This is a genomic window from Streptomyces prunicolor NBRC 13075 (genome assembly GCF_000367365.1).
In the GTDB taxonomy this organism is placed as follows: Bacteria; Actinomycetota; Actinomycetes; order Streptomycetales; family Streptomycetaceae; genus Streptomyces; species Streptomyces prunicolor.
In genome coordinates, this window is record NZ_BARF01000095.1 from 15,862 (window position 1) to 29,832 (window position 13,971).

General features: G+C 69.6%; 11 protein-coding genes and 1 pseudogene. 7 read left to right on the forward strand and 5 right to left on the reverse strand.

What is annotated here, in order from left to right; all coding sequences use genetic code 11:
- Positions 1-65: 65 nt before the first annotated feature.
- Positions 66-1,484: a hypothetical protein gene (locus SPR02S_RS40360; protein ID WP_019062716.1), complete on the forward strand. Its 1,419-nt coding sequence runs from the start codon at positions 66-68 to the stop codon at positions 1,482-1,484.
- A gap of 363 nt (positions 1,485-1,847) precedes the next feature.
- Here the strand turns inward: SPR02S_RS40360 and SPR02S_RS40365 are convergent, their stop codons facing one another.
- The 3 genes from SPR02S_RS40365 to SPR02S_RS40385 all read right to left on the reverse strand — a co-directional run bounded on the left by SPR02S_RS40365 (position 1,848) and on the right by SPR02S_RS40385 (position 4,501).
- Positions 1,848-2,111, reverse strand: a complete 264-nt coding sequence (locus SPR02S_RS40365) for a hypothetical protein (RefSeq protein WP_019062717.1) — start codon at positions 2,109-2,111, stop codon at positions 1,848-1,850.
- Positions 2,112-2,584: 473 nt separating this feature from the next.
- Positions 2,585-2,854, reverse strand: coding sequence for a hypothetical protein (locus SPR02S_RS40375; protein ID WP_019062719.1), 270 nt, complete (start codon positions 2,852-2,854; stop codon positions 2,585-2,587).
- Between the two features lie 897 nt (positions 2,855-3,751).
- Positions 3,752-4,501 (reverse strand): DUF4118 domain-containing protein, encoded by a 750-nt coding sequence (locus SPR02S_RS40385; protein ID WP_019062721.1) that lies wholly within the window; start codon positions 4,499-4,501, stop codon positions 3,752-3,754.
- A gap of 819 nt (positions 4,502-5,320) precedes the next feature.
- On the opposite strand from SPR02S_RS40385, the gene SPR02S_RS40390 reads away from it, so the two are divergent.
- Complete coding sequence (locus SPR02S_RS40390) at positions 5,321-7,012, forward strand: chloride channel protein (protein ID WP_019062722.1); 1,692 nt, start codon at positions 5,321-5,323, stop codon at positions 7,010-7,012.
- Between the two features lie 39 nt (positions 7,013-7,051).
- Here SPR02S_RS40390 and SPR02S_RS40395 read toward each other — a convergent pair whose 3' ends face one another.
- Positions 7,052-7,687: a TetR/AcrR family transcriptional regulator gene (locus SPR02S_RS40395; RefSeq protein ID WP_019062723.1), complete on the reverse strand. Its 636-nt coding sequence runs from the start codon at positions 7,685-7,687 to the stop codon at positions 7,052-7,054.
- Between the two features lie 114 nt (positions 7,688-7,801).
- On the opposite strand from SPR02S_RS40395, the gene SPR02S_RS40400 reads away from it, so the two are divergent.
- Positions 7,802-8,536, forward strand: coding sequence for an SDR family NAD(P)-dependent oxidoreductase (locus SPR02S_RS40400; protein ID WP_019062724.1), 735 nt, complete (start codon positions 7,802-7,804; stop codon positions 8,534-8,536).
- On the opposite strand, the pseudogene SPR02S_RS65250 reads toward SPR02S_RS40400, so the two are convergent.
- Positions 8,490-9,898 (reverse strand): annotated as a pseudogene (locus SPR02S_RS65250) (transposase). The gene SPR02S_RS40400 and the pseudogene SPR02S_RS65250 overlap by 47 nt on opposite strands.
- 583 nt (positions 9,899-10,481) lie before the next feature.
- Here SPR02S_RS65250 and SPR02S_RS57405 point away from each other — a divergent pair.
- The 4 genes from SPR02S_RS57405 (at position 10,482) to SPR02S_RS40425 (ending at position 13,866) form a co-directional block, all read left to right on the forward strand.
- On the forward strand, positions 10,482-11,228 hold the full coding sequence (locus SPR02S_RS57405; protein WP_019062725.1) for a GAF and ANTAR domain-containing protein: 747 nt from the start codon (positions 10,482-10,484) through the stop codon (positions 11,226-11,228).
- Positions 11,229-11,401: 173 nt separating this feature from the next.
- Entirely contained in the window at positions 11,402-11,872 is a 471-nt protein-coding gene (locus SPR02S_RS40415; RefSeq protein WP_019062726.1) for a galactose oxidase early set domain-containing protein, read from the forward strand.
- Between the two features lie 7 nt (positions 11,873-11,879).
- Positions 11,880-12,641 (forward strand): class I SAM-dependent methyltransferase, encoded by a 762-nt coding sequence (locus tag SPR02S_RS40420; RefSeq protein WP_019062727.1) that lies wholly within the window; start codon positions 11,880-11,882, stop codon positions 12,639-12,641.
- A gap of 451 nt (positions 12,642-13,092) precedes the next feature.
- Entirely contained in the window at positions 13,093-13,866 is a 774-nt protein-coding gene (locus SPR02S_RS40425; protein ID WP_019062728.1) for a DUF4142 domain-containing protein, read from the forward strand.
- Positions 13,867-13,971: the final 105 nt, after the last annotated feature.

A 13,971-nucleotide genomic window follows, 5' to 3' on the forward strand; every position in this document is an offset into this window, starting at 1 on the left:
GACGAAACACTGACGTCCACTCCGGCGGCGGCTCCAGCGGGCACACCCCGGCCTAGCGTGTCGGTGTGAACCGCGATCTTCTCCGCGACCGTCCCCGCGCGCGCCCCGACGACCGTCTCCGTGACGTTCCGGGCGACCGCCCACGCGACCTCGTCCGCGACCTGTCCGCCGCCCTCGCCGCCGCCCTGCTCGTCCTGGTGGCCGTCCTGGTCGGCACCGCTGTCCAACGCCGTGACCATTCGCTCTTCGTCGCCTGGCCACCTGTCTTCGCCCAGTGGGAACCGCACGTCGGCCCCGGCACCCCGGCGGCACTAGCCGTCGCGGTCGCCGTCGTCGCGTACGGGCCGGTCCTCGCCACCCGACTGCCCTGGCGGGCCCTGCTATTCACCGCCTGGGGCACCGCCATGGCCTGGACGTTCTCCCTGGCCCTGGTCGACGGCTGGCAGCGCGGCATCGCCGGACGGCTGACGGCCACGAACGAGTACCTCACGGTCATCGGCCGCTTCCACGACATCCCCGCCACCCTGCGCGACTTCACCCACCACATCCTGAGCCACTCCCCCGCGCCCTGGCCCGCGCACATCGCCGGGCATCCCGCGGCGGCCACCGTCACCTTCGTCCTCCTCGACCGGATCGGGCTCGGCGGCGGGGCCTGGGCGGGCGTCTGGTGCATCACCGTCGGGGCGACGGCCGCCGCCGCGGTCCTCGTCACCGTCCGCGCCCTCGCCGGCGAGGAACTCGCCCGCCGCGCCGCCCCGTTCCTCGTCCTCGCCCCGGCCGCCGTGTGGATGGGCACCTCGGCCGACGGCTACTTCGCGGCGATCGCCGCCTGGTCCGTCGCCTTCCTCGCCCTCGCTGTCACAGGACACCGGCCGCGCACGGCCGGCCTCGCCTCCGGTCTCCTCTTCGGCCTCACCACGTACCTCTCCTACGGGCTGACGCTGTTCGCCGTGATCGCGGGCGCCGTATTGATGCTGGGACACCGACGGCTCGGCCCTCTCCCCTACGTCGTCGCCGGACTCACCGTCGTACCGCTTGTATTCACGTTGCTCGGCTTCGACTGGTGGGAGGCGTACCACCTGTTGATCACCCGCTACTACGAAGGCGTCGGCGGGACCCGGCCGTACAGCTACTGGGTCTGGGCGAACCTGGCCTGCACCGCGCTGATCGTGGGCCCGGCGACGGTCGCGGGACTGCGGCGGGCGGGCGCCGCACCCGATCGTCCCCAACTCCCGGACCTCCGGGCCGGTTTGCGCACCGCCTCACCCCATTCCCGGCTCGCGCTGTTGGTGTTCGCCGCACTGCTCGCCCTCCTCGTCGCCGACCTCTCCGGCATGAGCAAAGCGGAGACGGAACGCATCTGGCTGCCGTTCGCGGTGTGGCTGCTCCCCGCCACTGCGTTCCTCCCCCGGCCCCGCACCTGGCTCACCGCACAGGCCGTCCTGGCCCTGCTCCTCAACCACCTGCTACTGACGGGCTGGTGAAAGCGAACCGGGCAAGGCTCGGAAGGCTGTGGAGGGCGGTCGTCGCGCGCTGCACTACGCCATGCTCGTCACCGGTGACTCAGCCAACCGCCCCTGGCAGGCGTACGGATCCTGGGAGTCGAGCACTACCGAGGAGTGGCGGAGTCTCTCGACGAGCTGCTCGGAGACCAGGTCGCCCTGTCAGATGCCCTCACTTTGACGCCACCTCGACACCGGATCCGGCGGGGCGCACAGGCGAACCCCTTCCGGGACGCCTTCCGCGTGAAGCGGCTGTGCACCGTGGTGCTCCTGCCTACCAAGGAGTGTGGTGTCACGCGGTGCAGGACTCGATTCGCGCCTGAACGCCTGCGGTGGGTGGCGTCGTCATGGATCCGTGGTCGGCGTCTTCACGTCGGGCGGCTGGTGTCGTGCGGCGATGCCGCTGGGCCGGCCGGCCCGCCGACGCCGCCGCCGCAGCCAGTCGCCGACTTCCCCGACGGCGACGAAGAAGGCGGACGAGGCGGTGCACTGGGCGAGTGAGGCGGGTTGGCCGAGCATCGTGCCCAGGAGCCAGAGGATGAGGGCGATCAGCATCCACCAGACGACGAGCGAGACGACGAGGCGCCGCAGGCGTTGCCGGCCGGTCACGAGGTGGCGTTCCTGGTTCGGCGTGGGGCGAGGGCCGTGTACGTGCAACCCACCGCGGCCACGACACCTGCGGCTGCCGCAGCAACCAAGACGATCAACGACGGAGCGTCGGCCAGGCGCGGGACCGCATCGAGAGGGGCGACGGCGTAGAGAGCGAGAACGCCCCAGCCACGCGGACGCATGGGAGCCAGCCAGTACCGCGGACGACGCGGTATCCGGCCAGTGACCAGGGCCAGCCCGGCCGGGAGCAAAGTGAGGGAGAAGAAGACGAGACCGGTCCAGTGCCAATTCATGGGTGCGAGGGCTCCTGTGGGGGCGGGACAGGGTCAGGCAAGGCGTGCGGTGCAGGTCACAACGACGTCGGCGGCCGACGGGGCGTGGCCGGGAGAGGCCACCCAACACCTCGTCCGAACGACGCGTCGGGACAGCCCCGGGACCACCCGCGCACCGACAGCGCAGGCCCAGGGTCATGGTCATGGGCGACGCCTGCCGCCGTGGACGAGATGAGCGGTAAGCACCCCGATGAGCAGGCCCCAGGCGAAAGAGGCGAGGCCGGTCTGGTGCCAACCGAGCAGGATGACCGCACCCAATACCGTCGTTCCGGCGACCACAGCCTGGCGGTTGGCGACAAAGGCCCACTGTTCGCGGGCGCTACCCGGGCGCTGCAGCTCGCCGAGCGCTGCTCTGATCACCAGTGCGGCAGCCAAGATCACGGGTGCCAGGAGGGAGGTGTCGGCGGCCATCAGCCGGACCTCCCGTCATACCGGTCCGCCGGCGCGGAAGATGGAAGTACCTGCTCGAATGCATCCGGGATGCCATCGGCATCCCCGTCGGTGCACTCCTCCTCGTGCCCGCGCTGGTTGAGGCGGGCACGTCCCCTCAGGAGCGGCGCCGAAAGGAGGGCGGAGGCCAGAGAGGCGAGGAGAAAGGTGGCCTTGCCGTGCCCTCCCCACGCGGCCTGGGGCACGCCGGTTCCCCGAGGACGAGTTCTCCTTTGAACTCGATTCCAGCGACCGGAAAGAGCACGGTCAGTAGCCCGCCTGCCGGCCGATGGCCGCAGCCAGGCCGAGCCCGAAGGCCGATACACCGAAGCGGACATCGCGTATCTGCTCATCTGCACCGTGCAAGGATCTGTTCCCCCGATACCCGAGCCGTCAGTGCGGCGACCAGCAGCACCAAGCCGCCGCCTGTGTCCGTACGCGAGGCGCGAGAGACGGCCAGTAGTTCGCGGGGAGACGACAACGCCCAGCAACAGCGGGTACGAACGTGGAGGGGCCATGGCAGCAAAGCCTCCGGGGCATCGGCGACATCGGGCACAGGGCCCCTTGACGCCGACCAGACTTCCCGGCACACCTCGCATCACTTGACGCGTTCTTTACACACTATCGCCGACGGCCCTTCATGCCCAGCCCGCGCCCTGCACCGACCGCTCTGCGATAGCGGAACATGGAGACGGGGGCTGGGGCCCACGGGGACCATGAGGCAGGTGCCTGCGCCTGGTCGGCCGGCCTGACGGGTCGTGATCGTCACGCCGCAGCACGGTTCGAAGGCTGTCCGAGAGATCCCGGATGAAGCACCAGGTGGTGACAGCGGTCCGGCGGCGGCCGTGCCCGTCGACGGACGGACACGGCCGATGGTGGTCAGCGGTCGAGCACCGGTCCTGCGGTGTCGAGCGCGGCGCCGACGTGGTCGGCCAGGCTCACGGCCACGAGACGTGCCTGCAGAGGTGGCGGTGGCGTGCCGGGCTCCGGCTGCATCATGAACCGGCCGAGGTAGCGGCCTCCGACCGAGGCGCGCAGTTCGATCTCCTCAGCGGGCCAGCCGTCCTTGTCCAGGTCCCAGTGGGCCCGGGCGGCGGTCAGCATGCCGTCCTGTTCCAGGCGGGGGTGCCTGCCCAGCAGCGTCCCGTATTCGAAGCGGCAGCTTCGCAGTCCCAGGATCTCGGCGAGTTGCAGCCGTACCTGGTCCACGACGGCGTACGGCGAGGCTCCGGCCTGGACCATGCTCGCCGTCTCGTGGATCTGCGCCAGATGAGCCGCGTCGGTGATGGTGACCAGCTTCAGGGTGCGGGCGTGGGCGGCCAGTTGGGAGACGGCCACGCCCACCGCCAGCAGCAGGAGCGTGGTGATGATGTCGTCGCTGTCGGCGATGGTGAACCGCTGGTAGGGACGGGTGAGGAAGAAGTCGAACCACGCAGCCGCCGACAGCGCGGTCACCACCCCGGCCGTCCGGCTGCCCAGCGCGGCGACCGCGACGACGACCACCACGAGGATCAGCGCCAGGTTCGCGGACGTCATACGGGAGCGGACCGGAGCCAGAGCGACGGCGACGACGAACGGGGCGAGCAGGGCGGCTGCCAGAGCGATCCGGTCGCGCAGGGTAATCCGCATGATCCACCACCTCACGGAAGCGAGGGGCGGCCCATGCCCGAAGAGGCCGCCCATACGGGCGCGACACGTCACTGCGCCGACGAGGCAAGAATCCCTCTGCCGCTCTCTCCCGGCCAGCACCGTGCACGATCCTGACGTACTTCTGACGCCGCTTGCCCGAGACCATCAGGCCGACAGACCCCTTCCGCCCCGGTGCCTGCCGATGCGTTCACGCACCCCAACCCACTCTTGCCCTATGCAAAATCCAAGGCCGAGAAGGCCCGGCTCCGCTGACAGGGCGACCAGGAATCCTGATGCACCCTAACCCTTGAACAACGGGCATTTTGAGGTGGCAACACGAGTGGCGTGCCAGGAAGAGGCCGCGCCATGCGCTGCGACCTCACACTGCTGCCGCCGACAGCTCCGGCGTGGGTCAACGGTCCGACCCACTCCCGTCGCCTCGACCATCGCGGTGAACCTGCTGTGCGGCCGGCCCCTGCCGCCTCTGGCCGCGGCGCCACTCATCCCGGTCGACCACTGCACGCGGTGGCCCCAGACGGCCAGTCCACCGACATCGAGCGCATCGAGACCTGTACCGATGCGGGCCGACGCCCACAGAGAGGGCGGCTACAGGCTCGGCGCTCCCCCGGCAGAGCACCCTCCGGCTCATCCCTGTGACGTGCACCCTTGACTTGCTTTGCATAATGCAAAGGTATGGAAGGGGAAACGATGAGTGCCATTCCTGCAGTAAGGGACGAGAAGCAAGTGCCCAGCACCGCACCGAGGGGTCTCCCGCCAGCACCGAGGCTCGCGGGACTGCGTACCGCCCCATGGGGCCTGATGGCGCTCGCTGTCGTGGTCGGCGCCGGAGCCGGAGCGGGCTCGGTCGTCTTCCGTTGGTGCATCAAGACGTTCACGCGCCTGTTCTCCGGCCATGGCGACTACGCGGCAGCCCCCGGCGCGAGCAATCCGCACGTACCGTGGCTGGGCCCGTACTTCGTACTCCTGGCGCCGGTGGTAGGCGGTCTGCTGTACGGGCCGCTGGTGAACCGGTTCGCCAAGGAGGCGCGCGGGCACGGGGTGCCCGAGGTGATGCTGGCCGTCGCCCAGCGCGGCGGGCGGATCAGCCCCAAGGTCGCCGTCGTCAAGACGCTCGCCTCGGCCCTGTGCATCGGCTCGGGTGGTTCGGTGGGCCGGGAGGGGCCGATCGTGCAGATCGGCTCGGCGCTCGGCTCCACGCTCGGCCGCGTGACGAAGGTGACCGAGGGCCGGATGAAACTGCTGGTCGCATGTGGTGCGGCGGGCGGCATCGCGGCAACCTTCAACGCACCGCTTGCCGGTGTGTTCTTCGCCATGGAGCTGATCCTGGGCACCTTCACCGCGGAGGCGTTCGGCGCCACCGTGCTGGCCAGCGTGACCGCGAGCGTCATCGGGCGGGCAGCGTTCGGCAACGCCGCCTTCCTGAGCCTCCCCGACTTCCACGTCGACCATCTCGCCCAGTACGGCCTGTTCGCCGCGCTCGGCGTCGGCGCCGCCGTGGTGGGGGTGGGCTTCTCGCGGTTCCTGTATCTGATCGAGGACGCCTGCGACTGGGTCTGGCGGGGCCCGGAGTGGCTGCGTCCGGCGGTCGGCGGCCTTGCGCTCGGGCTGGTCCTGCTGGCTCTGCCGGAGATGTACGGTGTCGGCTACCCCGTGCTGCAGAAGGCCACCGAAGGCCATTACGCCGTCGGCTTCCTGCTCCTGCTGCTGGCGGGCAAGATGCTCGCGACCAGTCTCACGATCGGGATCGGCGGCTCCGGCGGGGTGTTCGCCCCCAGTCTGTTCATCGGGGCGATGCTCGGCTCGGCGTACGGCATCGGTGTCCACCATCTGCTGCCCCACTCCGCCGGCGCGGTCGGCGCGTACGCACTGGTCGGCATGGGTGCCGTGTTCGCCGGCGCGGCCCGCGCACCGATCACCGCCGTGGTGATCCTCTTCGAGCTCACCGGCGAGTACTCGATCATCCTGCCGTTGATGCTGGCGATCGTGCTGGCCACCGCCACCAGCCGGCTGCTGTCCCACGACACGATCTACACGCTCAAGCTGCGCCGTCGCGGCGTTGACCTGGAGGGGCCCGCATCCGGCGCCCGACTCGGTGGGCAGCGGGTCGCCGACGTCATGGAACCGCTGCCCTCGGCCCTGCCCGCGTCCATCGAACTCGGCGACGCGGCCGACCTGTTGAGTTTCTCCGGCCATGGCGCACTGCCCGTGCGGGACGCCTCGGGACGCTACCTCGGCATGGTCACCGCCCAGGCGGTCGCCGAAGCGCTGGCCGAGCAGCCGGACGGAGCGCCCGCACAGGTCGGCGAACTCGCCGAACCGCCGGCCTCCGTCACGGCCGACGAGCCGCTGGCCACGGCCCTGCACCACCTGGTGTCCGCGAGCGGCACGGGCGTGCCGGTCCTGGAGAGGGAGAAGGGCGAACCGGTCGGCTGGCTCAGCCACCAGAGCGCGCTGCGCGCCCTGCACTCGACAGCCCCGGCCACCGCGTAGCCGGCCTCAGGGCAGCCCCTTCCCGGGCCGCCCCTCCGCTCAGGGATGCGCGTCAAGTCTCGTGTGGGCTTCGATGTGATCAAGCATCGAGTCCAGGGCCACCTCCAACGGCCTGACCTCACGCTGGATCTGGTTGAGCAGGAGGCCGCCCTGGAGCGCCGCCAGGGTGGCGAGGGCGAGGTCGTCCGGGTCGCCGTCGAGTTCGCCGCGTGTGTGCATGGCCCGCAGGCCGTCGCGGATGGCGCTCTCCCAGCGCAGGAACCCGGAGGCCACCGCGAGCCGGGCCTCGGGGTTGGTCTCGGCCACCTCGCTGCCGAGGGAGCCGATCGGGCATCCACCGCGGCACTGCAGCCGACGCTGGTACTCGACCAATGCGTCCCGCCACCGCCGCAGGCCCGCCATGCTGTCGAGATCGGCGAAGAGCGACACCTGCATACCCAGGACCGCCTCGGTCTGGTACTCGATCACCGCGAGCAGCAGCGCCTGTTTGTCGGCGAAGTAGTGGTAGATCTGCGAGCCGCTCACACCGGCGGCGGCCCGCACGTCCTCCAGCGTCGCCTCGGTCACGCCCCGCTCGTACATGAGCTGAGCGGCGGCGGCCACGATCCGGCGCCGGGTCTCCTGCCCCTTGCGGGTCAGCTTCTTCTCCGCGAGTCGCGCCGTCTGGGTACTCATACTCGCCAACACTAACAGTTTTTGGATTGGACAACCCATTTTTTGGAAGCGATTGTGGGTCAGGCAACCCACTCCGGTCCGACTCCTCGGCCGGACCCCCGGAAGGACACAGACATGGAACTCTCCGACAAGGTCGCCCTGATCACCGGCTCGACCGGCGGCATCGGCAGCGAGACGGCCAGGCTGATGGCCGCAGCGGGTGCCGAGGTCGTCGTCTCCGGCCGCAACGCCGAGCGCGGAGCGGCGACGGTCCGCTCGATCACAGACGCCGGCGGCCGGGCCCGGTTCGTCGCGGCCGACCTCACCGACCCGACCTCGCTGCGCCGACTCGCCGACGAGGCGGGCACCGTCGACATCCTGGTCAACAACGCCGCGATCTTCCCCGGCTCACCGACCGTGGACCAGGACCCCGGCACGCTCGACGAGGCGCTCAGCGCCAATGTCCGGGCCCCGTACCTGCTCACCGCGGCACTGACTCCCGGGATGATCGCCAAGGGGGCGGGCAGCATCGTCAACGTCAGCACCATGGCCGCCCGCATCGGCATGCCCGGCCTGTCCGTCTACAGCGCCACCAAGGCCGCGCTGGAGTCTCTGACCCGCACCTGGGCAGCCGAGTTCAGCCCGGCCGGAGTCCGCGTGAACACCGTCGCGCCCGGCCCGACCCGGACAGACATGGTGCTCGCCACGGTCGGCGAGGAAGGCGCCGAACAGTTCGCCAAGACCACCGTGCTCGGCCGCCTCGCAGCGCCCCGAGAGATCGCCGAGGTGATCCTCTTCCTCGCATCGGACCGCGCCAGCTACCTCACCGGCGCCACCGTCGCGGCGGACGCCGGACGCACCGCCGTATAGCCAGGAAGCAGGGGCGCAGCCACCCGTCCGCATCCCGCCCGGATTGGGCGGAACGGATACTTTTGCACAGTACAAATAAGCGTGTCGCCGCAAGCCTCCGCGGTGGGTGAGGTAGTCGTCGGTACGTCCACGCCCGCCCCGTCCGCCACGGAGGCACGTCCCGATGGCCCGATGGCGAGGGGGCGAGGGGGCGAGCAAGACGGAGCTGGGTGTAGGCGGTGGCGACCAGCTTGGTCCAGTTGTCGGCCGCTTCGGGGTCGCGCAGTTTCGGGGCGGTCCAGCCGAGGGTCTGCTTGATCATTCTGAAGAAGTGCTCGATGCCGAATCGTCTGAGGAACGCCTGCCAGACCTGGTCGGTGTCCGCCAGGGTGGCGGTGGGCTGTGACCACCACAGCCACAGGGGCTTGGGGTGACCGCCGCTGGGCAGGCGGTCGACCTGGAGGCGGATGACGGTGCCTTCGATGACGGGGAGCTTGCCGGGGTGGTTCCGCCAGGCGGCGCGTTGTTGCAGTTCGGGGTGGAGTCGGTCCCAGCTTTGGGCGTGGGCGGTGCCGTAGCGGGTGGTGAGGGTCTTCGTCTCCGCGTCGGGGGTGTCCCAGGTCCTGGGGTCCTTGAAGATGAACTCGCTGCCGTGCCGGGGCGGGTGGCCGCCGCGGGGATGGGCCCGGTAGTACTCCTCGCGGGAGGGCGCCGGACGGCGCATGACCCGGTCTGAGCGCAGGCGCCCGAGGAGTTCGACGGGCAGGTCGGACAGCGGCCAGGCCAGACGCATCACGTCGTAGCCGGCGTCGAGCACGATCCGGATGAGCGGGTCGCCCACGTTCCACTGGCCCGCCTCGACCAGACGCTTGACCAGGTCCCGCACCTGGGCGGCGGTCACGGCCGCGAGGTCGTCGCCCGGCCGCAGCCGTACGACGTCCAGGGGCGCGGTCCAGGAGGAGCGGCCCGTCTCCAGGGCGACGATCCACGAGTACGGCCAGCCCGGGATCATCAGGTGCTTGTTCTCGCCGCGGCCGTAGGTGGGACAGGAGGAGCGGGCATCGCTGGTGGCGGCGTCGGGCCGCAGCCACGGCGAGACGTCCACAGCCAGGACCAGACGGCTGTTGGCCGCCCGCGGCAACGTCACCGAGGCCAGCACCCGCCGCAGCCGGGCGACCTCGATACGGCCTCGGTTGAGACCGCCGTACAACGCGCCGTGCCCGCGCCGGTGTTCGGGCTCAAGAGCCCGTCCGCGCACAGCAGGGAGTCCGTCAGCTCGAACAGCGCATCCGCACGACTGGTCAAGGAGTTGTAGAAGTCCGCCCGGAAGCATGACAGTTGCGCGATCGCATCCTGCGGGACCCTCACACACAACAAGCTCATTCTCACGGCCTTCCTGCTGAGCGGTGTATCTGTGACGGAGCACAGCATCGGCGGAAGGCCGTTCCCACGTGCCCTGATCTGGGCAAACCCCACACACTTGTGAAACACGTTCGAGGCCAGACCATAAACGACAAGATCAGAGCCTGTGTCTGATCCCCTGATCTGGATCTTTGGTCGGGTCTAGGCTGGCGGTGTGTCCGGGTACGTCGGGCCGCCGCTGCAGCGATGTCGTCCGGTGTGTGACTCCCCGTTGGAGCTGGGGTCCGCGCCGAGCGCCGTGTACTGCTCGGCGCCATGTCGGGCCAGGCAGTGGCGGCGTGCACGGCGGATTCGGCGCCGGGCCGCGGCCGAGCGCGAGACCGACGTCGCCTGAGAGCTGAGCACGTATACCTGTACTTGGCTGAGCACTTCAGGGAGTACGCGGACACTGGGTGACAGCTCTTTGGAGATCGAGTTGCGGTGTTTGAACCTGGGTCCTCTTGGTTACCGCATTGAACCGGTTGGCTGGTTCGCGAGGGTGGGAGGGTTGGTTGTGAAGAGCGCACGGTCGGGAGCGTGATCGTGGGCCTTGAGAGGAGTGCTCGTGCCTGTTGACCGTGAGCGTGAATTGGTGGGGGTGTTTCTCAGTGCTGCGGACACTCTCGTCGACGACTTCGACCCCATCGATTTCCTGATGAGCCTGGCGGACCAGACCGCTGCGTTGTTACGGGTGCCGAAGGCCGGGATCGTGCTGAAGAGCGACGATTCCAAGCCCTTGCCGGTGGCTGCCGCCAGCGACGACACCGAGTTGTTCGACCTTCTGAGCCGCCATCACCAGGGCCCTTGGCGGGACTGTTTGCAGGCTGAACAGCCGGTGATGACAGCCGGCTGGGAGGACGTGGAGCGACGCTGGCCCGCTGCGGCAGGGGACCTTCGGGCGCTGGGCCATTCGCGTGTCACGGCGGTACCGATGCGGCTGCGTCAGGAGACGATCGGTGGGCTGTGCCTCTTCCATGACCGTCCGATAGCCGCCCGTGATGTGCATGTTGCGCAGAGTCTGGCGAACATGGCGACTATCGGTCTGCTCCAGCAGCGGGCCATCTCGACGGGGGTGAGCCTCAACGGCCAGCTCCACCGGGCTCTGGAGAGCCACCGTCAGATCCAGCAGGCGAAGGGCTTCATCTCGGCCCGGCTCTCCATCGGCCCCGAAGAGGCTTTCAGGCTCCTGCGTGACACCTCCCGCCGTCGTCAACAGCTGTTGTCCGTTCTCGCCCAGCAGGTCCTCACCGACCCCCGGGGTACCGACCTCTTGCTGAAGGCACCGGACTCCAATTCCACCCCCGGCCCATGATCGTCCTGGCCTGGGCGCCGTGCGGGGCATCTGTCCGAAGGTGAGCCGTGGCGGGGGCCTTGCTGTCCGTGGTTTTCCGGCCGAGGTACAGGCGGCGCACGGATGGCGGGCGGGGCTCTGGCCGGTCACCTGCCGCCGACCCCACCGTCGGACGCGACTACCACACCGAGGCCTTGTTCCTGCCCGACGGCCGCGTCGCCGTCTTCGGTTCCGACCCCCACTTCGCCGACAAGGCCGACTTCTGCCCCGGCCACTTCGAACAGCGCGTCGAGGTCTACACACCGCCGTACCTCTTCCACGGGGCACGGCCCGCCCTCACCCGCGGCGGCAGGCCCGAGGCCGAGCGGGGCGAGGAGGTCACGTTCGACTCCGCGGACGCCGCCCGCATCACCCGCATCTGGCTCATGCGGCCCGGATCGGCCACCCACGTCACCGACTTCGACCAGCGCTCCATCGCCCTCGACGTGATCCGCCACAGCGGCAGGTCGCTGACCGTCCGGATCCCCGGCGATCCCTCCCTCGTACCGTCAGGCTGGTACATGACCATCGCCACGGACGGCCGAGGCACGCCGTCGCAGGCTCTGTGGCTGCACATCCGCCAGCGCGGTGGCCGACGGACAGTCAGCGGGCTCCGGTGGCGATGATGTGGGGATGACCACCAGCTCACGCGCCCATTCGTTCAACGCGGCGGCTGACCAGTACGCGGCCAGCCGACCCTCGTATCCACCCGCGCTCTTCGACCGCATCGGACAGTTCACGAGCCGTCCCCTGGCGGGTGCCCGCGTCGCCGATGTCGGCGCGGGCACCGGAATCGCCACCGCTCTGCTGCGCGAGCGCGGCGCAGACGTGATCGCCGTGGAGCCGGGCGACGCCATGGCCTCCAAGTTCCACACCACGCTCCCGGATGTACCGATCATCAGAGGTGACGGCAACGCCCTCCCCCTCGCGGACGCCTCCCACGACCTCCTCACCTACGCACAGTCCTGGCAGTGGACCGACACCACCCGCTCGGTCCCGGAGGCGCTGCGGGTCCTGCGTCCGGACGGCGCTCTCGCGATCTGGTGGAACACCACCGCCTTCGACGTGCCCTGGATCCGAGAGCAGCACCAGCGGATCGCGCACCACTGCGGAGTGATGCCGACGTCCCGGGTACGTCCCGACGACAGCGACGCCATCCGACTCGCGGGCCTGTCGGGGCTCCGGGTCGCGCGCCGCCAGATCCGATGGAGCCGCGTGGTCTCCCTCGACACGCACCTGGCCAACATCAGCAGCCGCTCGGCGTTCCTTGTCCTTGGCGAGGCCCACAAACGCGCCTTTCGCACCGAGGAACGCAGGCGGCTGAACGAGCTCTTTCCCGACGAAGCGGTGGAAGAGATCTACGTGGTTGATGTGCTGGTGGCCACTCGTCCGTGACCCGTCCCGCGGCCCGGGTTCCGGTGGCGCAGTCGGGCCGCTCCGAAGACGAGGTGGCTCTCGAATCGGATGCATTCCTCACCGTGGACACGGGCGCGTTCACGCCGTTGAGCGGCCATAGTGTCGGAGTGCCGGGCGTTCTCGTTGCGCCGGCACAGGCAGCGGTGCAACTCCCCTGTTTGGACTGTGTGGTTGAGGTGGCGGGAGTTGGCGAGGATGAACTGCCGCAGCGGCCCGAAGTGCGCCTCGATCGGGCTTGTCGTCACATCCAACCGGCGCGAGGCCAGCCCCCAGCACTCCGGTGATCGCTTTCGTTCACGGCGTCAGGTGTCCATGACTCCCGGACCCACCAAGAGCTTGGCATAGTGCAATCTTTACCTGGAGCAAGGGTTCTCTTTCCGTTGCGGGCCCGTACCTGCCGACGTACCCGCCGTCCGCTCCAGGAGGCACGATGCCCATCTCGCGCAGCACGCTCGGAACCGTCTTCGTGGGCGGAGCGCTGAGCGTCACGCTCGCCGCCCTGGCCTACCCGAGCATGCTCGGCGTCCAGAACGTGTCGACCAACCCGGCGCGCGTGATCGCCAACACCCAGTGGGGTCCGCTCACCGAGGCCGACCGCAACTTCGTGGTCTTCGTGCGCTCAGCCGGACTGTGGGAGGGCCCCTCCGGGGACCTGGCCATGAAGAAGGGGACGACCGCGGCCGTGCGCGAGGCCGGCCGGCACCTGGTCATCGGGCACGCCGCACTCGACGCCTCCTGCCGGAAGATCGCCCCCGAGCTGAACATCACCATCCCCAACCAGCCCACCCCGCAGCAGCAGGGCTTCCTGGCGACGTTCCAGTCGGACACGGGCAAGCAGTTCGACACCGACTTCGCCAACACCCTGCGCATCACCCACGGCTCGATCTTCAACACCATCGCCAAGATCCGATCCACCACCAAGAACACCCTCGTGCGTGCACTGGCCGACCAGGCCAACGACGTGGTCCTGGACCACATCACCCAGATGGAGAAGACCGGGCTGGTCAACTTCGGCCAGGTCAACTTCCAGGAGACCACCCCGCCGAAGCTGCCCGCCAGCCAGGTCACACCACCGGTGCCACAACCAGGGGCACCCATGGTCGCCCTCACCGTGCCTCCCGGACTGCCGACCGCCGGAGTACCGACCGGCCCGGCGGACCCTGCCGCGACACCCGCACCGTCCGCATCCCCCACCACCGGATGACCCCACGCATGTGACGCACACCACTCGGCAGCATGCAAAATTTACCTAGCGCAATGATCGGATCCTCCGGCCTGTCCGTACCCCCTGGCATACGAGCCGCTCACA

Coding starts and splice junctions, on each gene's coding strand:
- SPR02S_RS40375 (WP_019062719.1), bottom strand. CDS start 2,854: ATGGCCGCCGACACCTCCCTCCTGGCACCCGTGATCTTGGCTGCCGCA.
- SPR02S_RS40385 (WP_019062721.1), bottom strand. CDS start 4,501: ATGCGGATTACCCTGCGCGACCGGATCGCTCTGGCAGCCGCCCTGCTC.
- SPR02S_RS40390 (WP_019062722.1), top strand. CDS start 5,321: ATGGCGCTCGCTGTCGTGGTCGGCGCCGGAGCCGGAGCGGGCTCGGTC.
- SPR02S_RS40395 (WP_019062723.1), bottom strand. CDS start 7,687: ATGAGTACCCAGACGGCGCGACTCGCGGAGAAGAAGCTGACCCGCAAG.
- SPR02S_RS40400 (WP_019062724.1), top strand. CDS start 7,802: ATGGAACTCTCCGACAAGGTCGCCCTGATCACCGGCTCGACCGGCGGC.
- SPR02S_RS40420 (WP_019062727.1), top strand. CDS start 11,880: ATGACCACCAGCTCACGCGCCCATTCGTTCAACGCGGCGGCTGACCAG.
- SPR02S_RS40425 (WP_019062728.1), top strand. CDS start 13,093: ATGCCCATCTCGCGCAGCACGCTCGGAACCGTCTTCGTGGGCGGAGCG.